The 26396-nt window shown below is 75.3% G+C and carries 25 protein-coding genes; 18 read left to right on the top strand and 7 right to left on the bottom strand.

Annotation, left to right across the window (positions count from 1 at the left end):
* Positions 1-21 precede the first annotated feature (21 nt).
* The 3 genes from Q0848_RS14340 to Q0848_RS14330 are packed head-to-tail and all read left to right on the top strand — an operon-like array spanning position 22 to position 4718.
* Positions 22-1551: an ABC transporter substrate-binding protein gene (locus tag Q0848_RS14340; RefSeq protein ID WP_299038713.1), complete on the top strand. Its 1530-nt coding sequence runs from the start codon at positions 22-24 to the stop codon at positions 1549-1551.
* A gap of 3 nt (positions 1552-1554) precedes the next feature.
* Positions 1555-3402 (top strand): ABC transporter permease subunit, encoded by a 1848-nt coding sequence (locus Q0848_RS14335; protein ID WP_299038712.1) that lies wholly within the window; start codon positions 1555-1557, stop codon positions 3400-3402.
* Positions 3403-3434: 32 nt separating this feature from the next.
* Positions 3435-4718 carry an MFS transporter gene (locus Q0848_RS14330; protein ID WP_299038711.1) on the top strand — a complete coding sequence of 428 codons (1284 nt, stop codon included), beginning with the start codon at positions 3435-3437 and terminating at the stop codon, positions 4716-4718.
* Positions 4719-4763: 45 nt separating this feature from the next.
* On the opposite strand, the gene mgrA is transcribed toward Q0848_RS14330, so the two are convergent.
* Positions 4764-5819, bottom strand: coding sequence for an L-glyceraldehyde 3-phosphate reductase (mgrA, locus tag Q0848_RS14325; RefSeq protein ID WP_299038710.1), 1056 nt, complete (start codon positions 5817-5819; stop codon positions 4764-4766).
* 224 nt (positions 5820-6043) lie between these two features.
* Here mgrA and Q0848_RS14320 point away from each other — a divergent pair, with 224 nt between their 5' ends.
* The gene (locus Q0848_RS14320; RefSeq protein ID WP_299038708.1) at positions 6044-6367 is read left to right on the top strand and encodes a helix-turn-helix transcriptional regulator; all 324 of its coding nucleotides are present in this window, start codon (positions 6044-6046) and stop codon (positions 6365-6367) included.
* Positions 6368-6446: 79 nt separating this feature from the next.
* Complete coding sequence (locus Q0848_RS14315; RefSeq protein WP_299038706.1) at positions 6447-6746, top strand: hypothetical protein; 300 nt, start codon at positions 6447-6449, stop codon at positions 6744-6746.
* Positions 6747-6919: 173 nt separating this feature from the next.
* Here the strand turns inward: Q0848_RS14315 and Q0848_RS19065 are convergent, their stop codons facing one another.
* From Q0848_RS19065 to Q0848_RS14300, 3 genes are read right to left on the bottom strand one after another with little or no spacing between them, the layout of a single operon-like run.
* Complete coding sequence (locus tag Q0848_RS19065) at positions 6920-7279, bottom strand: GTP-binding protein (protein ID WP_366146620.1); 360 nt, start codon at positions 7277-7279, stop codon at positions 6920-6922.
* Positions 7168-8094, bottom strand: a complete 927-nt coding sequence (locus tag Q0848_RS14305; protein WP_299038702.1) for a GTP-binding protein — start codon at positions 8092-8094, stop codon at positions 7168-7170. Before Q0848_RS14305 ends, Q0848_RS19065 begins: the two co-directional genes overlap by 112 nt.
* Positions 8091-8354, bottom strand: coding sequence for a type B 50S ribosomal protein L31 (locus Q0848_RS14300; protein ID WP_299038700.1), 264 nt, complete (start codon positions 8352-8354; stop codon positions 8091-8093). The genes Q0848_RS14305 and Q0848_RS14300 overlap by 4 nt, the downstream gene beginning before the upstream one ends.
* A 113-nt stretch (positions 8355-8467) precedes the next feature.
* Between Q0848_RS14300 and rpmB the strand changes: the two genes are divergently transcribed.
* The 6 genes from rpmB to Q0848_RS14270 all read left to right on the top strand — a co-directional run bounded on the left by rpmB (position 8468) and on the right by Q0848_RS14270 (position 11323).
* Positions 8468-8704, top strand: coding sequence for a 50S ribosomal protein L28 (gene rpmB / locus Q0848_RS14295; protein ID WP_299038698.1), 237 nt, complete (start codon positions 8468-8470; stop codon positions 8702-8704).
* Complete coding sequence (gene rpmG / locus Q0848_RS14290; RefSeq protein WP_299038697.1) at positions 8704-8871, top strand: 50S ribosomal protein L33; 168 nt, start codon at positions 8704-8706, stop codon at positions 8869-8871. Before rpmB ends, rpmG begins: the two co-directional genes overlap by 1 nt.
* Before the next feature lie 3 nt (positions 8872-8874).
* On the top strand, positions 8875-9180 hold the full coding sequence (gene rpsN, locus Q0848_RS14285) for a 30S ribosomal protein S14 (RefSeq protein WP_299038695.1): 306 nt from the start codon (positions 8875-8877) through the stop codon (positions 9178-9180).
* Between the two features lie 89 nt (positions 9181-9269).
* The gene (locus tag Q0848_RS14280; protein ID WP_299038693.1) at positions 9270-9536 is read left to right on the top strand and encodes a DUF2277 domain-containing protein; all 267 of its coding nucleotides are present in this window, start codon (positions 9270-9272) and stop codon (positions 9534-9536) included.
* A 39-nt stretch (positions 9537-9575) separates the two neighbouring features.
* Positions 9576-9965 (top strand): YchJ family protein, encoded by a 390-nt coding sequence (locus Q0848_RS14275; RefSeq protein ID WP_299038691.1) that lies wholly within the window; start codon positions 9576-9578, stop codon positions 9963-9965.
* Positions 9962-11323: a nucleotide disphospho-sugar-binding domain-containing protein gene (locus Q0848_RS14270; protein WP_299038690.1), complete on the top strand. Its 1362-nt coding sequence runs from the start codon at positions 9962-9964 to the stop codon at positions 11321-11323. The genes Q0848_RS14275 and Q0848_RS14270 overlap by 4 nt, the downstream gene beginning before the upstream one ends.
* Positions 11324-11361: 38 nt before the next feature.
* Here the strand turns inward: Q0848_RS14270 and Q0848_RS14265 are convergent, their stop codons facing one another.
* Positions 11362-12372, bottom strand: coding sequence for a LacI family DNA-binding transcriptional regulator (locus tag Q0848_RS14265; RefSeq protein WP_299038688.1), 1011 nt, complete (start codon positions 12370-12372; stop codon positions 11362-11364).
* Between the two features lie 105 nt (positions 12373-12477).
* Between Q0848_RS14265 and Q0848_RS14260 the strand changes: the two genes are divergently transcribed.
* Positions 12478-14505, top strand: a complete 2028-nt coding sequence (locus tag Q0848_RS14260; RefSeq protein ID WP_299038686.1) for a beta-galactosidase — start codon at positions 12478-12480, stop codon at positions 14503-14505.
* A 91-nt stretch (positions 14506-14596) separates the two neighbouring features.
* On the opposite strand, the gene Q0848_RS14255 is transcribed toward Q0848_RS14260, so the two are convergent.
* Positions 14597-16180 (bottom strand): methyl-accepting chemotaxis protein, encoded by a 1584-nt coding sequence (locus Q0848_RS14255; protein WP_299038684.1) that lies wholly within the window; start codon positions 16178-16180, stop codon positions 14597-14599.
* A gap of 276 nt (positions 16181-16456) precedes the next feature.
* Between Q0848_RS14255 and Q0848_RS14250 the strand changes: the two genes are divergently transcribed.
* The 4 genes from Q0848_RS14250 to Q0848_RS14235 all read left to right on the top strand — a co-directional run bounded on the left by Q0848_RS14250 (position 16457) and on the right by Q0848_RS14235 (position 22399).
* Positions 16457-18742 (top strand): diguanylate cyclase domain-containing protein, encoded by a 2286-nt coding sequence (locus Q0848_RS14250; protein ID WP_299038681.1) that lies wholly within the window; start codon positions 16457-16459, stop codon positions 18740-18742.
* Between the two features lie 235 nt (positions 18743-18977).
* Positions 18978-20369 (top strand): ABC transporter substrate-binding protein, encoded by a 1392-nt coding sequence (locus Q0848_RS14245; protein WP_299038678.1) that lies wholly within the window; start codon positions 18978-18980, stop codon positions 20367-20369.
* A 102-nt stretch (positions 20370-20471) separates the two neighbouring features.
* Positions 20472-21461: a carbohydrate ABC transporter permease gene (locus tag Q0848_RS14240; protein ID WP_299038673.1), complete on the top strand. Its 990-nt coding sequence runs from the start codon at positions 20472-20474 to the stop codon at positions 21459-21461.
* A gap of 47 nt (positions 21462-21508) precedes the next feature.
* The gene (locus Q0848_RS14235; RefSeq protein WP_366146619.1) at positions 21509-22399 is read left to right on the top strand and encodes a carbohydrate ABC transporter permease; all 891 of its coding nucleotides are present in this window, start codon (positions 21509-21511) and stop codon (positions 22397-22399) included.
* A gap of 105 nt (positions 22400-22504) precedes the next feature.
* On the opposite strand, the gene Q0848_RS14230 is transcribed toward Q0848_RS14235, so the two are convergent.
* A complete protein-coding gene (locus tag Q0848_RS14230) occupies positions 22505-23452 on the bottom strand; it encodes a glycosyl hydrolase (protein WP_299038670.1) in 948 nt (315 codons plus the stop codon).
* A 180-nt stretch (positions 23453-23632) separates the two neighbouring features.
* Here Q0848_RS14230 and Q0848_RS14225 point away from each other — a divergent pair, with 180 nt between their 5' ends.
* Entirely contained in the window at positions 23633-25342 is a 1710-nt protein-coding gene (locus Q0848_RS14225) for an ABC transporter substrate-binding protein (RefSeq protein WP_299038668.1), read from the top strand.
* A gap of 37 nt (positions 25343-25379) precedes the next feature.
* Positions 25380-26369 (top strand): ABC transporter permease, encoded by a 990-nt coding sequence (locus Q0848_RS14220; protein ID WP_299038666.1) that lies wholly within the window; start codon positions 25380-25382, stop codon positions 26367-26369.
* Positions 26370-26396 lie beyond the last annotated feature (27 nt).

Below are 26396 nucleotides of genomic sequence, written 5' to 3'. Positions count from 1 at the left end.
ACGACGCCCCCTGGAGATCCCGTGCCCACCCGCAGCACCACCGCCGCCCGCGCCGGCGGCCTCGTCCTGACCGCCGCCCTGCTCACCGGCTGCTTCTCCCCGAGCGCCGAGGACGGCGCCGCCGCAGGCTCCGCCGGCGAGGACGGCTCCGACGGCCGCATCAGCATCGCCATGCTCCAGCCGCCGCGCTCGGGCCTGTCGCCGCTGTCGGACGACGCCTTCAAGCTCTCGCGCTGGTCGACGGGGGAGACCCTCGTCGTCCTCGACGAGGCCGGCGACGCCCAGCCCGGTCTCGCGACCGCCTGGGAGCAGGTGGAGCCCACGACCTGGCGCTTCGAGGTCCGCCCCGACGTCACCTTCCACGACGGCACCGCGCTGACCCCCGAGGACGTGGTGCGCTCGCTGACCGCCGCGGCGGAGGCCGTGCCGCCGCCGCGCATCCTCGACGGTGTCGACCTGACCGCCGAGGTGGACCCGGGCGCGCCCGACTCCGCCGTCCTCGTCACCACGGCCGAGCCGGACCCGCTGGTGCCGCAGCGCATGTCGAGCCCGCAGCTGACGGTGCTCGCGGCCAGCGCCTACGCCGACGGGGTCGTCGACCCGGTCGGCACCGGGACCGGGCCCTACGAGCTCACCGTCCGCGACGGCACGAGCGGCGCGACCCTGGAGCGCTACGACGACTACTGGGGCGAGACGGCCTCGGCCGCGGGCCTCGACGTCACCTACGTCTCGGACGGCACCGCGCGCGCCGCCGCCCTGCGCACGGGCACCGCCGACGTCGTCGAGGCGATCCCCGTCTCCCAGGCGTCGCTGCTGGAGGAGGACCAGATCGAGGAGGTGCCGATGCCGCGCACCAACACGCTCTACCTCAACACCGAGACGGGCGTCTTCGCCGACCCGGCGGTGCGCGCCGCCGCCCGCGAGGCGATCGACCGGCAGACGATCGTCGACACGGTGTACGAGGGCCGCGCCGACGTCGCCGAGGGCCTGCTCGGCCCGGCTCTGCCGTGGGCCGCGCAGGGGCGTCCCGACCGCACGCCGACGCCGGCGGGGACGGTGCCGCCGGGCACGCCGATCACGCTGGGCACCTTCACCGACCGCGCCGAGCTGCCCGAGGTCGCCGTCCAGCTCGAGCAGCAGCTCGAGGCGGCGGGCTTCGACGTCACGCAGGAGGTGCGCGAGTACGCCCAGATCGAGGCCGACGCGCTGTCGGGCGCCTTCGACGCCTTCATCCTGTCGCGCGCGACCGTCCTCGACTCCGGCGACCCGGTGGCGTACATGTACTCCGACTTCGCCTGCGAGGGCTCCTTCAACATCTCCCAGCTGTGCGACCCGGAGGTCGACGCCGCGCTGGAGGAAGCCGCCCAGACCCCGCCGGGCGAGGAGCGCCGCGCGGCGGCCCTGGAGGCCGAGCGCCTCGTCCTCGAGGCCGACGCCGGCATCCCGATGCTGCACGAGCGGGTCATCCAGGGGGAGTCCGACCGCCTCGCGGGCGCGGCCCGCGACCCGCGCGAGCGGGCGCTCGTCACGTCCGAGACCAGCGTGGGCTGACCCGTGCCCTCCCGCGCCCCCGTCGAGCACCGCGTCCTCGACGAGGGCGCCCCGCGGCCGCCGGTGCCGGCCGACCCCCACCGCGCCCGCCGGCTGCTGGGTGACCTCGTCGCGCCCGCCTCCCGGGTGCTCGCGATCGCGGGCGTGGTGGTCCTCGTGGGCCTCGTCCCCTGGCTCTCGCGCACCGACCCGGCGCTCACCGTCCTGCGGGGCCGCTCGGCCGAGCTGGCGGCGACCCCCGAGGCGCTCGCCGCGGTGCGCGCCGACCTGGGCCTGGACGCGGGCCCGTGGGCGTTCCTGGCCGGCTGGCTGGCCGACGCCGTCCGGGGGGACTTCGGGACGTCCTGGGTCAGCGGCGCCCCGGTCGCGGCGGGCATGGTCTCCGCGCTCGGCGTGAGCCTGACGCTCATGGCCCTCGCCGCCGTCGTCGCCGCCCTCGTGGCGATGGCCCTCGTGGCGCCGACGCTGCACGGCGCGGTCCACGGCCGGCCGCGCCGGCCCGGCGGGGCGCTCGCGGCGACGCTGACGGCGCTGCCGGAGTTCCTGCTCGCGTCCGTGCTCCTCGTCGTCGTGGCCGTCTGGCTCGGGCTGCTGCCGCCGTACGGCTGGCAGGGGTTCTCGTACGCGGTCCTGCCGGCCGTCGCGCTCGGGGTCCCCGCCGGTGGCCTGGTCGGGCTGCTGCTCGCCGACGCCGTCGCCGCGGCGGCCACCGAGGCGTGGCTCGCCACGTGGACGGCGGCCGGGGCCTCCCGCGCGCGGCTCGCGGGCGGGCTCCTCCTGCGCGCGACGCCCGGGCTGCTGCCCCAGGTCGGCCTCGTCCTGGTCGGGCTCACGGGGGGCGCCGTCGCCGTCGAGCAGGTCTTCGCCATCCCCGGGCTCGGGCGCGCCACGCTGGGCGCCGCGGCCACGCAGGACCTGCCGGCCCTGCAGGTGGGCGTCCTGCTGCTCCTGGCCGTCGCGGCGGTCCTCGGCGTCCTCGCCCAGCTGGGGCGGCGGCTCGTGCTCGGGGCCGCGCTGCGGGCGTCGGCGCTGCCCGCGCCCCCCGCGCCGCCGCCGTCCGGGCGCGCGCCGTGGGTGGTGCCCGCCCTGGCCGCGCTCGTCCTGCTGCTCGTCATCGGCCTCGGCCTGCCGGGGGACGCCTACAGCGCCGACCGGGGCCGGCTCAGCCCGCCGTCGGCGGACCTGCTGCTGGGCGCGGACGCCTCCGGGCGCGACCTGCTCGCGCGGCTCGGCCAGGGCGCGGCCTCGACCATCGCCCTCGCGCTGCTCATCACCGCGGCCGGGTGCGTGCTCGGCGTCGCCCTCGGGCTGCTGCCGCGCGCCAGCACGGGCCTCGTCGAGGTGACGAACGCGACTCCGCCGGTCATCGCGGGGATCCTCGTCGTCGCCGTCGCGGGGCCCTCCGCCGCGGGCGCCGCCGTCGCGGTGCTGGCCGTCAGCTGGGCGCCGCTCGCGGCGCACACCGCCGCGCTCGTCGGCGAGGCGCGGGCGCAGCCGCACGTCGCCGTCCTCGAGGTCCTCGGCGTCGGCCCGGCCCGGCGGCTCCTGCTGCACGTGCTGCCGGCCGTGCTGCCGCCGGTCGTGCGCAACGCGCTGATCCGCCTGCCCGGCATCGCCCTGGCGCTCGCCGCGCTCGGCTTCCTCGGGCTCGGCCCGCAGCCGCCCGCCCCCGACTGGGGGCTCGTGCTCGCCGGCGGCATGCCCTACGTCGAGCGCGCCCCCTGGGTCGTCCTCGCGCCCGCCGCCTCGCTCGTGGCACTGTCGGTCCTCGCCGTCACCGCGTCCGCGCTGCGGCCCGCACGCCGCCGCGCGCTCCCGCGCCGCGCTCCCGAGGAGATCGAGCAGCCCTGACGCACGGACCGCCCGCGCCCGAGGGCACCGGGGTGCCCACCGAGGACCCGCTCCAGCCGACGGCTCCGGCCCTCGCCGTGCCGCAGCCGCTGCGGCGCCGGGCGCGCCTGCGGGAGCTGCCGCCACCGGTGCGCCTCCTGCTGGCGAGCCAGCTGGCCTTCAACATCGGCTTCTACCTCGTCATCCCCTTCCTGGCCCAGCACCTCACCGAGAGCCTGCTGCTCGCCGGGTGGCTGGTCGGGCTCGTGCTCGGGCTGCGCACGGCGAGCCAGCAGGGGCTGTTCTTCGTCGGCGGGGCGCTCGCCGACCGCTACGGGACGCGCCCGGTCGTCCTCGCCGGCTGCCTCGTCCGCGTCGCCGGGCTGCTCGTGCTGGCGGTCGCCGACGGGCTGCCCGCCGTCGTGGTGGGCACGGTGCTCACGGGCTTCGCCGCGGCGCTGTTCAGCCCGGCCGTCGAGGCGGCGCTGGCGCACGAGGGGCGCGAGCTCGAGCGCCGGGGGACGACGACGCGCACCGAGCTCTTCGCCCTCGAGGAGGTCGTCTCCCGCACCGGCAGCCTGCTCGGGCCGGCGCTGGGCGCCGCCCTGCTCTTCGTGCCCTTCGGGACCCTGTGCGTCGTCTCGGCCGGCTTCTTCGTCCTGGTGCTGCTGGCGACCCTGCGGTGGTCGCCGCGCACCCCGCCCGCGGGCGGCGCCGTGGCGGTCCTCACCGGGTGGCGGCGGGTGCTCGGCAACCGCCGCTTCCTCGCCCTGTGCCTGCTGCAGTCGACGGCGCTGCTCGCGCACAACCAGCTCTACCTGGCGCTCCCGGCCGAGCTCGAGCGCTCGACGGGCTCGCAGGCGGCCCTCGGCTGGCTGCTCGTGCTGGCGGCCTCGGTGACGATCGCGCTGCAGGTGCCGGTGGCGCGCCGGACCCGTCGCGCGCGCCCCGGCCGGGTGCTGCCGCTGGCGGCGCTCGTCACGGCGACGGCGTTCGCCGTCGTGGCCGGGGCGTCCGCGCTGGAGCCGCCGAGCGGGCCGGCCGCCCTCGCGCCGGCGGCCGCACTGGTGGTGCTGCTCTCGCTGGGCCAGGTGCTCGCGGCGCCCGTCGTGCGCGACCTCGTGCCGCGGATGGCGCAGGAGGCCTCGGTCGGCGCCCACTACGGCGTCCTCGCCTCGGTGGGCGGCCTGGTCGTGCTCGTCGGCAGCTCCGCCGTCGGGGCGCTGCTGGCCCCGGCGGGCGTCTCGGGGCCCGCGGCGAGCCTGCCGTGGGTGCTGCTCGCCGGCGCCAGCACGACCTCGGCGCTCGGCCTCGCCGTGCTCCTGCGCCGCGCCTGACGGCCCCGCCGCGCACGAGGTGCGCGGCGGGGCCGTGGCCCTCGGTCAGCCCTTCCGCGAGCCCTTCCACAGGTCGATGCCGGCCTCGACCGCGTGCTCGTCGATGCGCTGCAGCTCCTCGTCCGAGAACGAGAGGTTCTCCAGCGCGGCCACGTTCTGCTCGAGCTGGTGGACGCTGCTGGCGCCCAGGACGAGCGAGGTGACGCGCTCGTCGCGCAGCGCCCACGCCAGCGCCATCTGCGCGAGGGACTGCCCGCGGTTCTGCGCCATGCCGTCCAGCGCCCGCACGTGCGCGAGCGACTCCTCGGTGAGCAGGTCCGGCGAGAGCGACTTGCCCTGCGAGGCGCGCGAGCCCTGCGGGACGCCGTCGAGGTACTTGCTCGTGAGCATCCCCTGCGCGAGCGGGGAGAAGGCGATGCAGCCGGCGCCGACGTCGGCGAGCGCGTCGAGCAGGCCCTCGGTCTCGACCCAGCGGTTGAGCATCGAGTACGACGGCTGGTGGATCAGCAGCGGCGTGCCCAGGTCGGCGAGGATCGCGGCGGCCCGGCGCGTGTCCTCGGGGGAGTACGAGGAGATGCCCGCGTAGAGCGCGCGACCGGAGCGGACGGCGGTGTCGAGCGCCCCCATCGTCTCCTCGAGCGGCGTCGTGGGGTCGAAGCGGTGGCTGTAGAAGATGTCGACGTAGTCCAGGCCCATGCGCTCCAGGGACTGGTCGAGGCTGGCGAGGACGTACTTGCGCCCGCCGCCGCCCTGGCCGTACGGACCGGGCCACATGTCGTAGCCGGCCTTGGAAGAGATGACGAGCTCGTCGCGGTGCGAGGCGAGGTCCTCAGCGAGCACGCGGCCGAAGTTCGCCTCGGCGCTGCCGTAGGGCGGGCCGTAGTTGTTGGCGAGGTCGAAGTGCGTGACGCCGAGGTCGAACGCCCGGCGCAGCACCGCGCGCTGGGTCGCCAGCGGGACGTCGTCGCCGAAGTTGTGCCACAGGCCGAGGGACAGCAGCGGCAGGTCGAGGCCGCTGCGGCCCGTGCGCCGGTAGGTCATGGCCTCGTACCGGTCGGGGGCGGGCCGGTAGCGGTCGGCGGGGTCGGTGAGTCGGGGCACGTCGTCGTCCTCTCGAGGGGTGGGAGCGGTCACACGACCCTAGGCCGCGAGGGCGGGGCCCTGCGCTGGGAGCCGCTCCCGCCCGCCGGTCCCCCCACCGGTCCTGTCGAGACCGACGGACGGCAGGTCCCCGGGGCGGAGAGCGCGCCGTCCGTCGGTCTCGGCGCACCCGCCCGGCCGCACCGGGGTGGACACATGCGCACGTGCGCACCTATGGTCCTCACGTGGTCGAGGACGAGGTCTACGAGCGGACGGCCGAGCTGTTCGCGACGCTGGCCTCGCCCCGGCGCCTGGCGCTCGTCGAGCGCCTCGCGCAGGCGCCCGCCGCCGTGGGGGAGCTCGCCGAGGACCTCGGCGTCCCCCAGCCGCTGGTCTCCCAGCACCTGCGGGTGCTGCGCCAGGCGCGGCTGGTCCGCGGACGGCGCGACGGGCGGACCGTCACGTACGAGGTCGTCGACGAGCACGTGGCCCACGTCGTCGCCGACGCCCTCGAGCACGAGCGGGAGCACGACGCCCGCCCGCAGGAGCACGACCCCGACGGCGGCTGACCGGCGCCGCTCCCGCACGCCCCCCTCATCCCGCACCCGGGCCCGCAGCCGCGAGCCCCGTCACGTCCGGAGGACACCCATGAGCACCCTCACCCACGAGGTCCACGACGCCCACGACCACGCCCACGCGCCGGACTGCGGCCACGCCGTCGTCCCGCACGGCGACCACGTGGACTACCTGCACGACGGCCACGCCCACAGCGACCACGACGGCCACTACGACGAGCACCCCGTCGAGGCCCACGTGGTCGACGGAGCCCACGACCACGCCCACGGCGAGGGCTGCGGCCACGAGACCCTGCAGCACGACGACCACGTGGACTACGTCCACGGCGCCCACCGCCACGCGGCGCACGACGGGCACTACGACGAGCACTGACAGCTCCTCGCCCGCGGCGGTCCTCGAGGTCTGAGGCCCGGCGCCCGGTCGTCGGCCGGCGCAGTGCGTCGCACGGCCCGCAGCGGCCCCGCCCCCCGATGACCATGTCCGGGGGAGCGGGGCCGCTGCCGTGCCGGGGCGCCGCCGCCGGGCCGCGCCGGTCGTCGGGTCGGTCAGGCGATCCAGCCCCGGCCGGGTGCGTCACCCCCGGCGCCCTCGACCTCCGGCTCCTGCGCGCCGAGCCACGGGGACAGGCCGTCGTCGTCCGCCGCGGGCCAGGCGCTGCGCTCCATCTCCTCGGGCGTGGCGAGCGCCTCGGCGAAGGCCCGGCGCACCCGCTCCGAGCTCGCCTCGCCCCGTCCGGTGACGAGGATCCGCGAGCGCCGCTCGCCCGCCTGCCAGGCGCGCAGCGCGCCGATGCTCAGCTGCCCGCCGCCGCCGTCCCAGGCGCAGGCCGTGCCGGGGCGGGTGGGCAGCCAGAAGGACCCGCGGGTGCGCAGCGAGCCGCCCCCGAGCTCCTCGACGCGCTCCAGCAGCCGCCTGGGGTGCATCGGCAGCGGGGAGTCGAGCAGGACCGTCCACACGCCGTGCTCGTCGAGCGCGCCCGGGTGCTGCAGGTCCAGCAGCCCGCCGCTGCGGGCACCGCTCGCGGCGGCGGGACGGGGCGGGGCTGCAGCACCCGGGCGCCCGGGCTCTCGTGCAGCGCCAGCAGGTCGACGCGGGGGCCCGCGAGGTGCCGGGCGGCGGCCCGGGCCGCGGGCGGCGCCTCGCCCCCCACGAGGACGGCGTCCGCCTCCTCGAGCTGGCGGGCCAGCACCTCGCCGACGGACCGCGCGTCCGCCTCGTCGAGGCCCTGGCTGCGCTCGACCCACAGGTCGTCGCCGAAGAGGTCTCCCTCCAGGGCCGGGCCGTGCACGACGGCGAGCACGCCGTCGACGTGCACGGACACCGAGACGGGCCGTCCGTCGACCTCCCCGGCGGTCAGCGCCTGCACGGCGGGCACGGGCTCGGCCGTCACGGGCAGGGCGACGACCACCCGGCTCCACCGCCCCGAGGCCGCCGCGGCCACGACGGCCGGCAGGACGTCCTCGCGCAGCGCGCACCCCAGGCAGCTGTGCTCGAGGTCGACGCGGACGTCCTCCACGACGCCGGCGGCGTCCAGCACCGTGCGGCGCAGGCCGTCGTCGCGCCGCGGCCCGAGGGTGTGGCGGACGACGACGACGTCGGGCTGGTCGCACAGCAGGTCGGCGATCGCCGACTCCCGCAGGACGACGTCGCAGGACGTCACGACGGTCACCGGCGTCGTGGCCCGGCGCGGGCGCAGGGACCTCGGGCGCGGGGACCTCACGGCTGCGTCTTCTGGCCGTAGCGGCGGCGGAACTTCTCCACCCGGCCCTCGCTGTCCAGGACGCGGGCCGTCCCGGTCCAGAACGGGTGGCTCGCGGACGACACGTCGACGTCGACGACGGGGTAGGTGCGCCCGTCCTCCCACTCCACGGTGGGCCCGCCGGAGCGCCCGGCGATCGTCGAGCGGGACAGGAACGAGACCCCGGCGCCGCGGTCGCGGAAGACCACGGGGCCGTAGACGGGGTGGGTGTCGGGCTTCACGGCGACTCCTTATCGAGAACGGTTCCCGTTACGCTACCGTCTCGCGTCAGCGGGGGCCGACGTCCGCGTCGACCCCGGCACGCCGGACCTGCTCACCCCCCTCGAGGAGCGCCATGCCCGCCCGCTGCCAGGTGACCGGAGCCGAGCCCGGCTTCGGCCACTCGATCTCCCACTCCCACCGCAGGAGCGAGCGGCGCTGGGACCCGAACGTCCAGCGCCGCACGTACTGGGTCCCGAGTCTGGGCCGCAAGGTCCGCCTGGACGTCAGCGCGCGGGGGATCAAGACCATCGACCGCCGCGGCATCGACGCCGTCGTCGCGGCGATCCGGGCCCGGGGGGAGGAGGTCTGATGGCCAAGAGCCAGGACGTGCGCCCGGTCATCAAGCTCCGCTCCACCGCGGGCACGGGCTTCACCTACGTCACCCGCAAGAACCGCCGCAACGACCCCGACCGCCTCGTGCTGAGGAAGTTCGACCCCGTGGTGCGCCGGCACGTCGACTTCCGCGAGGAGCGCTGACCCATGGCCAAGAAGAGCAAGATCGCCAAGGACGCCCAGCGTCGCGAGGTCGTCGCCCGGCACGCCGAGCGGCGCGCCGAGCTCAAGCGCGTCGCCGTCTCCCCGCACGCGGGCGAGGCCGAGCGCGCCGCGGCGCGGCTGGCGATGCAGCGCATGCCGCGCGACGCCAGCCCCACCCGGCTGCGCAACCGCGACGCCGTCGACGGGCGCCCGCGCGGGCACCTGCGGACCTTCGGGCTCTCCCGGGTGCGCTTCCGGCAGATGGCGCTGAACGGCGAGCTGCCGGGGATCACGAAGTCCAGCTGGTAGCGCCACCGCGATCGTGCGCCGGTGGCCTCTTGACCGCCGGCGCGCGGCGGGCGGAGCCTGGCGGTCCCGGACCCGTCGAGGAGGCGCCCGTGTGCCGCAACATCCGTCCGCTGCAGAACCTCGCGCCGCCGGCGACGCCGGGCGAGGTGCACGACGCCGCCCTGCAGTACGTCCGCAAGATCGCGGGCACGACGAGCCCCTCGCGCGCCAACGCGGAGGTCTTCGACCGCGCGGTGGCCGAGGTCGAGGCGGCCACGACGCGACTGCTCGAGGGCCTGGTGACGAGCGCCCCGCCGCGCGACCGCGCCGTCGAGGCGGAGAAGGCGCGCCAGCGCAGCCTGGCCCGCTTCGGCTGACTGCTGCCGCCGGGGCGCGGTGACCGCGAGGATGGGGCCGTGCCCGCCCTCGACGGCTCCGCCCCCTGCCCGTGCGGCTGGGGCGAGCCCTACGCCGCGTGCTGCCGACCCCTGCACCGGCAGGAGGGGGAGGCGCCGACGGCCGAGGCGCTGATGCGATCGCGCTACAGCGCCTTCGCCGTCGGCGACGCCCCGCACCTGCGGCGCACCTGGCACGCCGGCGCCCGGCCCGACGAGCTGGACCTCGACGAGGACGTGCGCTGGCTGCACCTGGCGGTCCTGGACGTCGAGCGCGGCGGCCCCTTCGACGACGAGGGCGTCGTGGAGTTCGAGGCCGTGGCGCGGGTGGACGGCCGGCGGCACGTGCAGCGCGAGCGCAGCGCCTTCGTCCGCGAGGGCGGGCGCTGGCTGTACGCGGGGCCGGCGTGAGCCCGCCAGAGCCGGCCGGCGTCCGAGCCGGCGGGCCCGTGCGCGTCCTGCTGGCGACCACCCCGCTGCGCGGCCACGTGGCGCCCGCCCTGCCCGTGGCCGGCGAGCTCGTCGCGCGCGGCCACGACGTCCGGTGGTTGACGAGCGCGCGCCACGCCGAGGCGGTGGGTCGGACCGGCGCGCGGCACCTGCCCCTGAGGGCGGCGCGCGACGAGGACGGCACCGCGTGGCTCGAGGCGCTGCCCGGACGGCGCCCTCCGGGTGCCCGGCGCGTGGCGCAGGACTTCGAGCACCTGTTCGTGCGCACGATCCCGGGGTGGGTCGCCGACCTGGAGGCCGAGCTCGCCGGCGCCGCGGCCGACGTCGTGCTCGTCGACGTCGGCCTGGTGGAGGCGGCCCGGGCGGTGCACGAGCGCGGCGGGCCGCGCTTCGCCGCCCTCGGAGTCACGCCGCTGCTGCTGCGCGACGACGACACCGGGCCCTACGGCCTCGGGCTGCCACCGGCGCGAGGGACGCTGGGGCGCCTGCGCCACCGGGTCCTGCACGAGGCGCTCTCGCGGACGCTCCTGCGACCGGTCGTCCGGGCGCTGCGCGAGGAGAGGGTCGGGCTCGGCCTGCCCCCCGACTCGGCGGCGTCCGAGGTCGGGCCGATCTCGCCCTTCCTGCACCTGCAGTCCGGCGTCTCGTCGCTCGAGTACCCGCGGCGGGCGATGCCCTCGTCGGTGCGCTTCGTCGGGCACCTCGCGCCACCGGCCGGCGAGGTGCCCCTGCCGCCGTGGTGGGGCGACGTCGCGGCCGCGCGCGCGGAGGGCCGGCGCGTCGTCGTCGTCACGCAGGGCACGCTGGCCACCGATCCCGAGGACCTGCTGCTGCCCGCCGTGCGGGGGCTGACGGGCGCCGGGCACCTCGTCGTCGTGACGACCGGCCGCCGCGGCGTCACGACCCTGCCGCTCGACCCGGTGCCGGCGGACGTGCGCGTGGGGGACCTCCTGCCCTTCGGCGAGCTGCTGCCGCTGGCCGACGCGCTGGTGACCAACGGCGGGTTCGGCGCGGTGCACACGGCTCTCGCCGCGGGCGTCCCGCTCGTCGTCGCGGGGCGCACCGAGGAGAAGCCGGAGATCGCCGCGCGCGTGGCCTGGTCCGGCGTCGGCGTCGACCTGCGGGTGCAGCGACCGACGCCCGGGCAGGTGCGCCGCGGCGTCGACGCCGTGCTGACCGAGCCCCGGTACCGCGAGCGAGCCCGGCAGCTGGCCGCCGAGTACGCCGACCTCGACGCGCCGGTCCGCTGCGCCGACCTGCTCGAGGAGCTGGTGGGCGGGGGCGGCCCGCTGCCCGGGCGGTCCCCCGGCGCGTCCTGATGTCGCCGGCCCCTCCGGTGCCCGGGCCCGACCCCCGCTCAGGTGGACGCGCGGACGACGAGCTCGGTCGGCAGGACGAGCGAGCGGGGGTCCTCGCCCGCGAGCCGGGCGGCGAGCAGGTCCACCATCCGTCGCCCGACCTCCGCCAGCGGCTGGCGCACCGTGGTGAGCGGGGGGTCGAGCTGGACGGCCACCGGCGCGTCGTCGAAGCCGACGACGGCCACGTCGTCCGGGACGGCCCTCCCGGCGCGGTGCAGCGCCGCGAGCACCCCCGAGGCGACGACGTCGGAGCCGGCGACGACGGCGTCCAGGTCCGGGACCCGCTGCAGCAGCTCGGTCGTGGCGCGCTCGCCCGCCGCGTGCGTCCAGTCCTGCGCGGCGACGACGTCCGCGGCGCCCGCCCGCGGCCCGAGGACGTCGACGAAGCCGGCGAGGCGCTCGACGCCGCCGGAGGTGTCCTGCGGCCCGGCGACCGTCGTGATGCGGCGCCGCCCGCGGGAGCGCAGGTGCTCGACCGCCGCGCGGGCGCCCCCGCGGTCGTCGGCCGCGACCGAGCAGGGGCCGCCCCCGGGCTCCCCGACGTGCCCGGACGTGACGACCGGCAGGCCGCTGCGCCCCACCTCCTCGAGCAGCGGGTCGCCCGCGCGGACGCCGACCAGCAGGGCGCCGTCCACGTGCGCGCCGCGCAGGAACCGCAGGACGCGGTCGCGCTCGGACGGGCTGCCGGCCAGCAGGAGCATGAGCACGAGGTCGCGCTCGGCGAGCGCCTGCGTGCAGCTGCGCAGCAGCACCGGGAAGCTGGGGTCCTCGAAGAGGCGGCCGGCGGACTCGGCGAGCACGAGGGCGACGGCGCCGGAGCGGCGCGTGGCGAGGCTCCGGGCGCTGGAGTTGACGACGTACCCGGTCTCGAGGACGGCGCGCTCGACCGCCGCCGAGGCCGCGGCCGAGACGTACCGGCCCCCGTTGAGGACGCGGGAGACCGTGCCGCGCGAGACCCCCGCGGAGGCGGCGACGTCGTCGATGGTGGGGCGGCGAGGAGCGGGGGGCACAGCCGGAGAGGCTAGGCGCGCGGGAGCGGCCCCACGCCGGGGTCCTCGCTACTGTGAGCGCTCCCAGGCCGTCGACGACGACGGTCGCCCCCGGAGGAGACCCGCATGCCCCAGGCCGTGGTGCCCCGCCTCGACCGGCTCGCCTTCGGCGGCGACTACAACCCCGAGCAGTGGCCGGAGGAGGTGCACGAGGAGGACGTCCGCCTCATGGTCGAGGCCGGCGTCAGCATGGTCACGGTCGGCGTCTTCTCCTGGGCCCTGCTCGAGCCGCAGGAGGGGCGCTACGAGACCGCCTGGCTGCGACGGGTGATGGACCGGCTGCACGGCGCCGGGATCCGCGTGGACCTCGCGACGCCGTCGGCCTCGCCGCCGCCGTGGTTCTCCGCTGCGCACCCCGAGTCCCTGCCGATGACGCGCGAGGGCGTGCGGCTGGGCGTCGGCGCGCGGGAGCACTACTGCGCCAGCAGCCCCGACTACCGCAGGGCGGCGCAGGCGCTGGCCTCCCACCTGGCGGGGGAGCTGGGCGACCACCCGGCGCTCGCGCTGTGGCACATCGGCAACGAGTTCGGCGCCCAGGTCGGCCGGTGCTGGTGCCCGGTGAGCGAGAGGGCCTTCCGCGTCTGGCTGCAGGCGCGCTACGGCGACCTGGACGCCCTCAACCGCGCCTGGGGCACCGCCTTCTGGAGCCAGCGGTACGGCGAGTGGGAGGAGATCACCGCCCCGCGCGTCGCGCCGATGCCGGTGAACCCCAGCCAGCAGCTGGACTTCCTGCGCTTCGCCTCCGACGAGCACCTGGCCTGCTTCACGGGCGAGCGCGACGCCGTCCGGGCGCACGGGACGGGCGTGCCGATCACGACGAACTTCATGGCGACGACGTGCGCCAACCTCGACTACTGGCGCTGGGCGCCCGAGGTGGACGTCGTCACCAACGACCACTACCTCACGGCCGAGGACGAGCGCCCGCACCTGGGACTCGCGATGTCGGCCGACGTCACGCGCGGGCTCGCCGGGGGAGGGCCGTGGCTGCTGCTCGAGCACTCCACGAGCGCGGTCAACTGGCAGCCCCGCAACGTCGCCAAGCGCCCCGGCGAGATGCGGCGCAACGCCCTGGCGCACGTGGCCCGCGGCTCCGAGGGCGCGATGTACTTCCAGTGGAGGGCCTCTCGCGCCGGGGCGGAGAAGTTCCACTCCGCGATGGTCCCGCACGCGGGCACCGACTCGGCGCTGTGGCGCGACGTCGTCGCCCTCGGCGCCGACCTCGGCCGCCTCGCCGAGGTGCGCGGCAGCGTCGTGCAGGACGAGGTGGCGATGGTCTGGGACTGGCCCTCGCGCTGGGCCCTGGAGCTGGAGTTCCGCCCCACCGTCGACCTCGGCTTCGAGGAGCGCGCGGCGGCCACCTACGAGGCGCTGCACGACCTGCACCGCACGGTCGCCGTCGTGCCCGTGGACGCCGAGCTCGAGCGGCTCGCGCGCTACCCGGTGCTCGTGCTGCCGCAGGCCTACCTGGTCCCCGACGGGGCGGCGGCGGTGCTGGCGGCCTACGTCGAGCAGGGCGGGCACCTCGTCGTCCCGTTCTTCTCCGGCATCGTCGACGCCACCGACACCGTCCCGGACGGTCCCTACCCCGGGCAGCTGAGGGAGGTCCTGGGGCTCGACGTCGAGGAGTGGCACCCGCTGCGCGCGGGGCAGCGCGTCGCCCTCTCCGGCGACGACGGCGGCGCGGACGGGCCGGTCGGCGACGTCTGGTCCGAGCGCGTCCGCCCGCGCGGGGCGCAGGTGCTGCGCACCTTCGCCGACGGCCCGGACGCCGGGCACCCCGCGGTGACGCGGCACTCCCGCGGCGCGGGCACGGCCTGGTACGTCGCCACACGGCTGCCCGTCGCGGGGCTGCGCGACCTGCTGGCCGAGGTGCTCGACGCGGCGGGCCTGCCCGCGAGCGGGCTCGCCCGCGACCTGGAGGTGGTGCGACGGCGCGGCGAGGACGCCGACTACGTGTTCGCGCTGAACCACTCCGGCGTCCCCGCGGCGCTCGGGGCCACCGGCACCGACCTGCTCACCGGCCGCGAGCACGCGGGTGCGGTGGAGGTGCCGGCCGGCGGCGCCGTCGTCGTGCGGGAGGCGTGCCGCGCCTGAGCGCGCGCCGGCCCGGTGGTCGTGCCCGGGCCGGCCGAGCGGCCTCCACCGCCGCTGGTCGCCCCTCGGGGCGCGACCGGCGGCCCTGCGCTCAGAGGCGGAAGCCGCTGACGAGGCCGTTGAGCTGGTGGGCGGTGCGGGAGACCTCCTCGGCCGTGGTGGCGGTCCGGGTGGCCCCCGTGTCGGTCTCCGCGGCGGAGGTGGCGATGCCGGAGATGTTGCGCGAGATCTCCTGGGTGCCGGCGGAGACCTCGGTGACGTTGCGGACCATCTCGCTGGTCGTGGCCGACTGCTCCTCGACCGCCGCGGCGATGGTCGACTGCAGGCCGTCGATGCGGGCGATGACGTCGGAGATCTGGGCGATCGCGCTGGTCGCGGCGTCCACGTCGGACTGCGTGGCGTCGACCTTGGTGACGATCTCCTCGGTCGCGCGGGCGGTCTGCTGGGCCAGCTCCTTGACCTCGCCGGCCACGACGGCGAAGCCCTTGCCCATCTCCCCGGCGCGGGCGGCCTCGATCGTGGCGTTGAGGGCGAGCAGGTTCGTCTGCTCGGCGATGGAGTTGATCAGCTTGACGACGTCGCCGATCTCGCGGCTGGAGACCCCGAGGCGCTCGATGGTGGTGCCGGCCTCCTGCGCGGCGACGACCGCGGTGGCGGCGGTGGTGGACGCCTCGGCCGTGGAGGTCGCGATCTCGTAGATGGCCGCCGTCATCTGCTCGCCCGCGGCGGCCACGGTCGCGACGTTGGTGGAGATCTCCTCCGTCGCGGCGGAGACGACCTGGGCCTGCCCGGCGCCCGCCTGCGCCCCGGCCGACAGCTGGGTCGCGACGCCGGTGAGCTCCTCGGAGGAGGCGGCGAGGGTCGTGGCGCCGCCCGCGATGTCCCGGACGACCTGCGAGAGCCGCTCCAGCGAGACGTTCAGCGCCTGGGAGAGCTGGCCGACCTCGTCCCGGCTCGTGCTCGTGGTCCGCTGGTCCAGCCGCCCCTCGGCCAGGCCCTCCACCACGGCGACGGCCTCGGCGAGGGGGCGGGAGACGGAGCGGGAGATCACCACGGCGGCCGCGGCGGCGAGCGCCAGGGCGGTGGCGCCCACGAGCAGCATCATGACGACGGCCCGGTCGTTCTCCGCGCCGCTGTCCGCCGCCTGGGCCGCGGCGGAGCCGGCCTCGACCTCCACGAGCTCGTCGACGGACTCCGCGAGCGCGGCCACGACCGGTCGGGCGACGGTCTCGCGGTACTCGACGAACCCCTCGAGGTCGTCGGCCTCGGCCAGGGCGATCTGCTCCACGCGGACGTCGCGGTACTCCTGCAGGCGCTGCGTGAAGGCGTCGCGCTGCGCCGGGGTGCTGGCGGGGCCCGTGGCGAGGTAGGCGGCCCAGGCGTCGTCGAGGAGGGCGTCGGACTCGGTGAGCCTCTCCCGGGCCTCCGCGACGGCCGCCCCGTCGGAGGCGAGGGCGAGGTTGAAGAGGTCCAGGCGGAGCTGGAGGAACGCTGCGCGCACCCCTCCCGTCGTCTCCACGGCCGCGACGCCCGAGGAGCTCAGGTCCTCGAGGTCCGACTGGGCCTCCTGCATGCGCGAGAGGCCCAGCGCGAGGACGACGACGAGCAGGAGGCCCACCGCGGCGAAGCCGGCGAACAGCTTGTGCGCCACTCGGAGCCCACGGAACCACGACATCGCCAGCCTCCAGGCTGCTCTGGAGGGGCGCTGGTGGCCCCCTTCTCCTGCCGTCGGTCGGGACGGGCGGCCGCCGGGGGGAGTCGCCGGGGCGTCCATCACCCATTCGGACCCACCTCCGGCGCGCGTGCGCCGCGGGAGCCCGGGGCCTGCACGCGCGTCCGGGTGACGCGGGGGACGATGCCCGCAGAGCGGACCCGTCCCGGCCGACAGGAGGGCGGGAGCCCGTCCACCGGCGGCGGGGCCGGTGGGGCTCGAGAGCACGGGACGGGGCAGATGGTGGAGACGGCGGGCGCGGCGACGGCGGCGGACGTGCGGGCGGTGGTCGACGGCGGCGTGCGCAGCGTCTTCCAGCCCATCGTCGACCTCGACTCGGGGCGCGTGGTGGCCTACGAGGCGCTGGCGCGCGGGCCGCAGGGCGGCGCCCTCGAGCGCCCCGACCACCTGTTCGCCGCCGCCCGCACCCACGGGCTGCTCGCCGAGCTCGACGCCGCGTGCCGGGCCGCCGCCTTCCGCGGGGCCCTCGAGCAGGGGCTGCTGGCCCCGCTCACCCTCTTCGTCAACGTCGAGCCGGAGGTGCTGGACAGCGCGCCCCTCGACGACCTGCTCGCCATCGCCGGCGACGCGGGCGGCGACCTGCGCGTCGTGGTGGAGATCACCGAGCGCGCCCTCGCGCACCGGCCGGCCGAGCTCCTGCGCACCGTGGACCGCGTGCGCGAGATCGGCTGGGGCGTGGCGATCGACGACGTCGGCGCCGACGCGCTGTCGCTGGCGTTCATGCCCCTGCTGCGCCCCGACGTCGTCAAGCTCGACCTGCGCCTGGTCCAGGAGCGCCCCGGGCCCGCCGTCGCGCAGATCATGAACGCGGTCAACGCCTACGCCGAGTCCTCGGGCGCCCTCGTCCTCGCCGAGGGCATCGAGGACGAGCGGCACCTGCGCGTCGGGCGCGCCCTCGGCGCCCGCCTCGGCCAGGGCTGGGCCTTCGGACGGCCCGCGCCCGGCCCCGCGACCCAGTACGACGTCGGCGAGCTCGTGCTGCCGGCGCCGGGCGCGGGCGACGTCGCGCGCACCTCGCCCTTCGCCCTGCTGCAGCCGCACCACGAGCTGCGCCGTTCCCCGAAGTCGCTGCTCATCGAGCTGAGCAAGCAGCTCGAGCGGGAGGCGCTGCGCCTCGGCGAGACCGCCGTCGTCGCCGCGACCTTCCAGGAGGCCAAGCACTTCACCCCGGCGACGGCGGCGCGCTACCGCGACCTCGCGGAGCGCACCGGCTTCGTCTGCGCGCTCGGCGAGGGCCTGCCCGAGGAGCCGCTGCCGGGCCTGCGTGGCGCGACCCTGGCCCCGGACGACGCCGTGCGCGGGGAGTGGGACGTCGTCGTGCTCGGCCCGCACTTCAGCGCCGCCCTGCTCGCGCGCGACCTCGGCGAGACCGGCCGCGACGCCGACCGGACGTTCGAGTACGCCCTCACCTACGAGCGCAGCACGGTCGTGGACGCGGCCCGGTGCCTGCTGTCGCGCGTGGCGCCGCGCACCGGGCTGCCGCCGGTGGCGGGCGCCGACCTCCGCGTCCTCGGCGGCCACGACCACCCCACGGGCGTCCCGGCGCGCTCGACGGCCGAGGTGCGCACCACGCCCGCGGGCGAGGCGCTCCTGCACCGGGCGCTCGCCGCCACGACGAGCGGCGTGACCATCGCCGACATGCGGCGCCCCGACCAGCCCCTGATCTACGTCAACAACGCGTTCGAGCACCTGTCCGGCATGAGCGCCGAGGACGTCCTGGGGCGCAACTGCCGCTTCCTGCAGGGCGCGGACACCGACCCGGGCGTGGTCGACGCCATCCGGTCGGCCATCCGGGAGGGCCGGGAGTTCCGGGCGACCCTGCTCAACCACCGCGGGCCCGAGCGGCAGCCGTGGTGGAACGAGATCTACCTCGCGCCCGTCCTCGACGCCGCCGGGCGGGTGCTGCAGTACATCGGCGTCCAGAACGACGTCACGGCGCGGGTGGACGCCCAGCGCGCCCTGGAGCAGGAGCGGGACCGCGCGCAGACCTACCTCGAGCGGATCGAGCGCCTCGCCTACACCGACCCCCTGACCGGGCTGGCCAACCGCCGGCGCCTGGAGGAGCGGGTCGAGGCCGCCCTGTGGGAGGCCCGCCTCGGCGGCCACTCGCTCGCCCTGCTGTTCTGCGACCTCGACGGCTTCAAGGCCGTCAACGACCGCCACGGCCACGCGGTCGGCGACGAGCTGCTCGTGGTGCTGGCCCAGCGGCTGCGCGAGACGGTGCGGCGCACCGACCTGCTCGCGCGCCTGGGCGGGGACGAGTTCCTCGTCGCGCTCCCGGCGCTCGACCCCGAGCGGGCCGTGGAGGACGCCCAGCGCGTCGCCGACGGCATCGCCGGGTCGCTGTCGAGGCCCGTCGACCTCGGCGGGCGGCAGCTGGCGGTGGGTGCCAGCGTCGGGATCGGCGTGCACCCCGGGGACGGCTCGACGTTCGGCGACCTGCTGCACGAGGCCGACCAGCGCATGTACGAGGTCAAGCGGGAGCGCCGGGCCGCGCGCCGCTGACGCGCCCGCCCGGCCCCCCCTCCTCCAGGGCCGCGGCGGCGGGACCGTCACCCGTTCGGCCCCGCCGCCGCGGACGTCCCCCGGAGGTGCGCGCTCACACGTCCGAGTTGCGGCGGGCTGACGGGACGCGCCGGCGCCCGAGGCCTGATCGTTACCGGCCCGAGTTGATCGGCGGGCTGGCCGGGTGCTGTCATCCCCTGGCGCGCGGCGACGACGCCGCCCCGAGAGGAGAACCATGTCCCCCCGTACGCGGAAGAGGAGCACGACGGCCGTGGCCGGCGGGCTCGGCCTCATCGTCGCCCTCGCCGGCTGCGCCTCCCAGGAGGAGGCCGGCGTCGCCACCTCGGAGAACACCGCCGGCGCGGAGATCGCCAGCTCGGAGATCGACTGCGAGCAGTTCGAGCAGTTCGGCGACATCGCCGGTTCCGAGGTCGAGGTCTACACGACCATCGTCGACCCCGAGTCGCAGTCCTTCATCGACGCCTTCGGCCCCTTCACGGAGTGCACCGACGTCGAGATCAACTACAACGGCTCGCGCCAGTTCGAGGCGCAGCTGCCCGTGCGCGTCGAGGGCGGCAACGCCCCCGACATCGCCTTCCTGCCGCAGCCGGGCCTCCTGGAGCGCATGGTCGCCACCGGGCAGGTGGCCGAGCCCGCGCAGGCCGTCGTCGACAACGTCGACGAGTTCTGGAGCGAGGACTGGAAGTCCTACGGCACGGTCGACGGCACCTTCTACGCCCCGCCGCTGGGCGCGAACGTCAAGTCCTTCGTGTGGTACTCGCCCACCGCCTTCGCCGAGGCCGGCTACGAGGTCCCCGAGACCTGGGACGAGATGCTCGCGCTGTCCGACCAGATCGTCGCCGACCACCCCGAGAGCAAGCCGTGGTGCGCGGGCATCGGCTCCGGCGAGGCCACCGGCTGGCCGGCCACCGACTTCCTCGAGGACGTCGTCCTGCACCAGCAGGGCCCCGACGTCTACGACCAGTGGGTCGCGCACGAGATCCCCTTCGACGACCCGGCCATCGCCGAGTCGCTCGCCACCGCCGGCGGCATCCTCAAGAACCCGGACTACGTCAACGGCGGCCTGGGCGACGTCCGCTCCATCGCCTCGACGGAGTTCCAGGACGCGGGCCTGCCGATCCTCGACGGCAACTGCTGGATGCACCGCCAGGCCAGCTTCTACCAGGCCAACTGGCCCGCGGGCACCGACGTCTCCGAGGAGGGCGACGTCTTCGCCTTCCCGACGCCGGTGATCGACGAGGGCGTCGGCAGCGCGATCGTCGGCGGCGGCGAGTTCGTCGCGGCCTTCAACGACGAGCCGGCCACCCAGGCCGTGCAGTACTGGCTGTCCACCGGCGACTGGGCCAACCTCAAGGCGCAGGCGTCCCAGCCCGGCTGGTTCTCGGCGAACCTCGAGCTCGACGCGAGCAACCTGCAGAGCCCGATCGACCAGCTCGCCGTCGAGCAGCTGCAGGACCCGGAGTCGACGTTCCGCTTCGACGCCTCCGACCTCATGCCCGCGCAGGTGGGCTCCGACGCCGAGTGGCAGCAGCTCACCGACTGGATCGCCAGCGACCAGCCGGACGACGTGACCCTCGCCAACATCGAGGCCGCCTGGCCCCAGTGACGCCCCGCTGACACCGCGCCCGGCGCCGACCGACCCCCGGTCGGCGCCGGGCGCGGTGCGGGGTGCTCGCTGGGCCCGGCTCCCGGACCTCTCGGAGGACTCGTGGACTGGTTCCTGGACGCGGAGACGACCGCGCACAAGCTCGCGCTGATGGTCCTGGCCATCGCCCTCTTCGCCCTCGTGATGGGCGCCATCCTCTTCGCCGTCGACAAGCCCAAGCGGGTGCCCCAGTGGGTCGTCGTGCTGGGCTTCCTGGGGCCGCCGGTCCTCCTGCTGCTGGTGGGCCTCGTGTACCCGGCCCTGCGCACCCTCGTGGGCAGCTTCCAGGGCCGCGACGGCGAGGACTTCGTCGGTGTCGACAACTACGCGGCGGTCTTCACCAACCCCGAGCTCCTGCTCGTGCTGCGCAACACCGTGCTGTGGGTGGTCCTCGTGCCGCTCGTGGCCACCCTGTTCGGCCTCGTCTACGCCTACCTCGTGGACCGCACCCGGTTCGAGAACCTCGCCAAGGCGCTCGTCTTCCTGCCGATGGCGATCTCCGGCGTCGCCGCCGGGATCATCTGGAAGTTCGTCTACGAGTACCGGCCGGACCAGGCGGGCATCAACCAGATCGGACTCCTGAACCAGCTGCTGGTGTGGGTGGGGCTCGAGCCGCGGCAGTTCCTGCTCAACCAGCCGCAGAACACCTTCTTCATCATCGCGGTGATGATCTGGATCAACGCCGGCTTCGCGATGACGGTGCTCTCGGCCTCCATCAAGGCGATTCCGGACGACATCACCGAGGCCGCGCGCCTGGACGGCGTCTCCGGGATCGGCATGTTCCGCTACGTCACCGTGCCGAGCATCCGACCGGCGCTCGTCGTCGTGCTGACGACCGTGGCCATCTCCACCCTCAAGGTCTTCGACATCGTCTACACGATGACGGGCGGCCAGTTCGGCACCTCGGTGATCGCCAACGAGTTCTACTCGCAGACCTTCCGCCAGGGCAACGAGGGCCTGGGGGCCGCGCTCGCCGTCCTGCTCTTCGTGCTGGTCGTGCCGATCATCGCCTACAACGTGCGCCAGCTGCGCCTCTCCGAGGAGATCCGTTGACCGCCAGCGACGTCAGCCAGCGCACCGTCACGAACGCGACGGGGAAGATCGACGCACCGGTCCAGGGGTCCTGGCGCTCGCGCCGCCGGCAGCGGCGCGCCGAGGCGGCGGCCGAGCGCCTCTCCAAGCCGGCGGCCTCCACCATCGCGATCATCATCGCGGTGCTGTGGAGCGTGCCCACGCTGGGGCTCTTCGTCACGTCCTTCCGGACGGTCGACGACATCCAGGGGTCGGGGTGGTGGACGGCCGTCACCAACCCGCTCTTCTCGCCGTTCAACTACCGGGCGGCCCTGGTCGACAGCGACCTGGCCTCCAACTTCATCAACAGCTTCGCCATCACGCTCCCGGCCGTCCTCATCCCCATCACGCTGGCCCTGCTGGCGGCGTACGCGTTCGCGTGGATCCCCTTCCGCGGCCGCAACACGCTCTTCGTGGCGGTCTTCGCGCTCCAGATCGTGCCGATCCAGGTCACGCTGGTGCCGCTGCTCAACCTCTACGTCGGGGCCGGCGTCGCCGGGTCGTTCTGGACCGTGTGGCTCTCGCACTCGATGTTCGCCCTGCCGCTGGCGATCTTCCTGCTGCACAACTTCATGAAGGACGTGCCGCCCTCGCTCGTCGAGGCGGCGCGGATGGACGGCGCGGGGCACGTCACGATCTTCTTCAAGGTGCTCCTGCCGCTGCTGGTCCCGGCGATCGCCGCCTTCGGCGTCTTCCAGTTCCTGTGGGTGTGGAACGACCTGCTCGTCGCCCTGACGTTCGCCTCGAACGACGCGACGCCGCTCACCGCGGCGGTGGCCGACCTCGCGGGGACGCGCGGCAACGCGTGGTACCTGCTCTCCGCCGGCGCCTTCCTCACGATGCTCGTCCCGCTGGTCGTCTTCATCGGCCTCCAGCGCTTCTTCGTGCGGGGGCTGCTCGCCGGGTCCGTCAAGGGCTGACGGCGGTGGGCGGCCCCGCCGCCCACCGCCGCCAGCACCGCGGGCCCACCGCGACCCCGCGCGAGCGCCCCGCGCGGGGCCGCCGCCTCCCCCGGAGGTGGTGCCTCAGCCGGCTCGGTGGCGGCGGAGGGCCTCGAGGTCCACGACGCGCTCGTGCTCGTACAGGGCCCGCACCTGCTCGGGCGCGTTGGCCTCGGCGACGACGTCGGGCCACGCCATGAACCAGCACCACCGGGGCTGCGCCTCGAGGACGGCCGCGGACGGCAGCTCGCCCACCTCGCCGAGGCCGACGGGGCGTCCGTCCGCGAGCCGGAGCAGCTCCTCGTAGTGCTCCTGCTCCCAGTGCCCCCCGTAGGTGTCGACGGCGAGCGCGTCGACGACGTCGTGGCCCGGGTAGAAGGGCGCGAAGGGCAGGGCGCTGTCGTAGGCGGAGTTGGGGTTCCACACCCACACCAGGTTCCGCAGGCCGTGGTGGTGGACGAGCCGGTCGAACAGCTGCCGCCAGAGCGCGCGGAGCGGCTCGGGCCGTCCTCCCCACCAGAACCAGGGGCCGTTCATCTCGTGGTAGGGCCGCCACAGGACCGGGACCCCGGCCTCCTGGAGGTCGAGGAGGAAGCGCGCCGCGACGTCGACCTGCGCGGCCCACCGGTCGTGCAGGGCCGACCCGGGGCGCAGCACCTCCTCGATCACGCCCTCGTCCACCGACCGCAGGACACCGCCCTCGAACTCCACGGGCTCGTCGTCGAGCGGGCAGACGGCGTGCCAGGTCAGGCAGACGACCGCTCCCCGCCGGTGCCAGGCGACCGCCTCCTCGACGTTGGCCCCGCGGCGGTCGATCCCGTCCAGGGTCCCCGGCGGTGAGAAGCCGATGTCCTGGCCCCACAGCGCCGGCACGGCGCCCCCGGTCCCGGTGGCCCAGTCCGTCCACGCCGAGCCGTGCACCGGCTGGTTGTGCTGCCCGGCGAGGAGGGCTCGCCCGTCGAGGTGCTCGAGCAGGGCGAGGAGCTCGCGCGCTCCCTCGGTGGCGTCTCGGGTGACGAGCTCGCGCCCCACGGGGCCTCCTGGTGATCACGGCCCGCCGCTGCCGACGGGAGGGGTGGACATGTGCTGAACCGGTACAGTAACGTCCGCCAGACCAGCCGCCACTCGATGTGGAGAAGGAGCGGACTGGTCGCCGCGCGCTGCGCGGTGCGATCACGACGTCGTGACGCACACAACCCTGGGAGTTCTCGGATGAACCAGTTCAGCCCTCGCACGTCCCGCCGCGCTCTCGTGGCGGCCATGGCCGGTGCGGCTCTCGCGCTGTCCGCCTGCTCCGGGGGCGGCGACGGTTCCGGCGGTGCGGGGGGTCCGCAGCCCGCGGGGGGTGACGGGGCGATCACCGTCTTCAACGGCTCGACGGGCACCGTCGCCGAGAACTTCAACCCGTTCTCGCCGACCGCGCTCCAGCCCACGCTGGGCGTCGTCCACGAGGCGCTCTTCTACTACAACCTCGCCGCGGGCGGTGACCCCGAGCCCCTGCTCGGGGAGAGCTTCTCCTGGAACGAGGACGGCACGCAGCTGACGGTGGTCACGCGCGAGGGCGTGACCTGGTCGGACGGCGAGCCCTTCACGGCGAACGACGTGGCGTTCACCTTCAACCTGCTGTGGGGCACCCCGGAGCTCAACACCTCCGGGATCGAGGCGGAGGCCGAGGCCACCAGCGACACCGAGGTGGTCTTCACGTTCCCGACCACGTCCTTCGTCCAGGAGGCGCAGATCCTGGGCAACCAGGCGATCGTCCCCGAGCACGTCTGGGCCGACAAGGCGGACCCGGCGACGGACATCAACACGGACCCGGTGGGCACGGGCGCCTACACGGTGGACACCTTCAGCCCGCAGAGCTACTCCCTCGCTGCCAACCCGGACTACTGGGGTGGTGCACCGGAGGTGCAGAACGTGCGGTACATCGCCCTCGCCACGGCCGACGCCGCCAGCTCGGCGCTGCTGGCCGGGGAGGTCGACTGGATGAGCGCCTTCTTCCCCGGCTTCCAGGAGGTGCTCGCCGACGAGCCCGACCTCTCGTGGATCAACACGCCGGGCGCGACCACGACGATCCACACCTGCTCGAACGCCGAGCTGGGCTGCGAGGGGCCGCAGAGCGACCCGGCGGTCCGCCAGGCGATCTACCAGGCGCTGGACCGCGAGCAGCTCAACCAGCTCGCCTTCGCCGGCATCGCGCAGATGCCGTCGACGACGATGCTGCTGCCCGACCGCGACGAGGAGTGGATCGCCGACCCCGAGGCGACCCTCGCCCCCGAGACCCCGGACGTCGAGGCGGCGCGGGCCACGCTCGAGGCCGCCGGCTGGACCGAGGGCGCCGACGGGATCTACGAGCGCGACGGCGAGCGCCTCAGCATGACGATCCAGGTGGTCAGCGGCTACAGCGACTTCATCTCCGCCATCGACGCGATGACGCAGCAGCTCGCAGCCGCGGGGATCGAGCTCTCCTCGACGCAGCTCGCCTACAACGAGTGGAACGCCAACCAGCAGAACGGGACGTTCCAGCTGTCGATGGACTCGATCGGCTTCACGCCCTCCACGGACCCCTACTACACGTACTTCCCCAAGTACACGACGGCGAACACGCTGCCGGTCGGGGAGTCCGTCGGCTCGAACAACTTCTCCCGCTACAGCAACCCCGTGGTGGACGAGGCCGTCGCCACGGCTGCGGGGACGGAGGACCAGGCGGTGAAGGCGGAGCAGTACGCGGTCATCCAGGAGCAGATCGCCACCGACCTCCCCTACATCCCCGTGGTGATCGGCTCGACCCTCACCGAGTTCAGCACCGCACGGGCGACGGGCTGGCCGACCGACGAGGACACCTACGCCTTCCCGGCGAGCTGGAAGAGCTGGGACAACGGGATCGTGCTGAAGAACCTCGAGCTGGTCGCGCCGGAGTGAGGCGGGGGCCGGGGCAGGACGAGGAGGTGCGTGAGTCGTGAGGTACTACGTCCAGAAGCTGGGGTTCTACGCCGTCGCACTCTGGGCGGCGCTGACCATCAACTTCGCCCTGCCCCGGCTCATGCCGGGCGACCCGGTGGACATCCTGCTGTCCAAGCTGTCGGCCCGGGGGCCGGTGACACCCGAGGCGCGCCAGAGCATCGCGCTCCTGCTCGGCACCGAGACCGACCAGTCGCTGATCTCGCAGTACTTCTCCTACCTGGGCAACGTCTTCACGGGCGACCTCGGGCTGTCCGTCACGTACTTCCCGCAGACGGTGACGGACACCATCGCCCAGACCCTCCCGTGGACGATCGCGCTGATGGGCATCGCCACGGTGATCTCCTTCGTCGTCGGGGTCGGACTGGGACAGCTGGCGGGATGGAAGCGCGGGTCCTTCCTGGACAACCTGATCCCGGTGGCGACCATGTTCCAGGCCGTGCCGTACTTCTGGCTGGCCCTGGTGCTGCTGTACCTGTTCTCCAGCGTCTTCGCCGTCTTCCCGACGAACGGCGGGTACGACGTCTACGGGACGACCCCGGGGCTCAACTGGCCGTTCCTGCGCAGCGCCGTCTACTACGGCACGCTGCCCGCCCTGACGATCGTCCTCTCGTCGGTGGCCGGCTGGATGCTGGGGATGCGCAACATGATGGTGTCCACGCTGTCGGAGGACTACATCACGACCGCCGAGGCGAAAGGCTTGCGGCCGCGACGCATCATGACGACGTACGCGGCCCGCAACGCGGTGCTGCCGTCCCTGTCCGGCTTCGCCATCACGCTCGGCTTCGTCGTCGCCGGGTCGATCGTGGCCGAGCAGGTCTTCTCCTACCCCGGCATCGGGCAGACGCTCCTGTCCGCCGTGCAGAACAACGACTACGCGCTGATGCAGGGCATCTTCCTCGTCATCACCGTCTCGGTGCTGGGAGCCAACCTGGCCGTCGACCTGCTCTACAGCCTGATCGACCCGCGCACGCGAGCACGGGCATGACCCGACCGGGGTCGCCATCGACCGCCC

This window comes from uncultured Pseudokineococcus sp., from assembly GCF_947495735.1.
Taxonomy (GTDB): Bacteria; Actinomycetota; Actinomycetes; order Actinomycetales; family Quadrisphaeraceae; genus Pseudokineococcus.
The sequence above is the reverse complement of the archived record's forward strand: the minus strand, read 5'-3'. Positions and strand labels throughout refer to the sequence as shown.

Excerpts from the sequence above, each read along its gene's own strand:
- Q0848_RS14315 (WP_299038706.1), top strand. The coding sequence starts at position 6,447 with ATGAGCACCCTCACCCACGAGGTCCACGACGCCCACGACCACGCCCAC.
- Q0848_RS14260 (WP_299038686.1), top strand. The coding sequence starts at position 12,478 with ATGCCCCAGGCCGTGGTGCCCCGCCTCGACCGGCTCGCCTTCGGCGGC.
- rpsN (WP_299038695.1), top strand. The coding sequence starts at position 8,875 with ATGGCCAAGAAGAGCAAGATCGCCAAGGACGCCCAGCGTCGCGAGGTC.
- Q0848_RS14245 (WP_299038678.1), top strand. The coding sequence starts at position 18,978 with ATGTCCCCCCGTACGCGGAAGAGGAGCACGACGGCCGTGGCCGGCGGG.
- Q0848_RS14250 (WP_299038681.1), top strand. The coding sequence starts at position 16,457 with ATGGTGGAGACGGCGGGCGCGGCGACGGCGGCGGACGTGCGGGCGGTG.
- Q0848_RS14225 (WP_299038668.1), top strand. The coding sequence starts at position 23,633 with ATGAACCAGTTCAGCCCTCGCACGTCCCGCCGCGCTCTCGTGGCGGCC.
- Q0848_RS14255 (WP_299038684.1), bottom strand. The coding sequence starts at position 16,180 with ATGTCGTGGTTCCGTGGGCTCCGAGTGGCGCACAAGCTGTTCGCCGGC.
- rpmG (WP_299038697.1), top strand. The coding sequence starts at position 8,704 with ATGGCCAAGAGCCAGGACGTGCGCCCGGTCATCAAGCTCCGCTCCACC.
- rpmB (WP_299038698.1), top strand. The coding sequence starts at position 8,468 with ATGCCCGCCCGCTGCCAGGTGACCGGAGCCGAGCCCGGCTTCGGCCAC.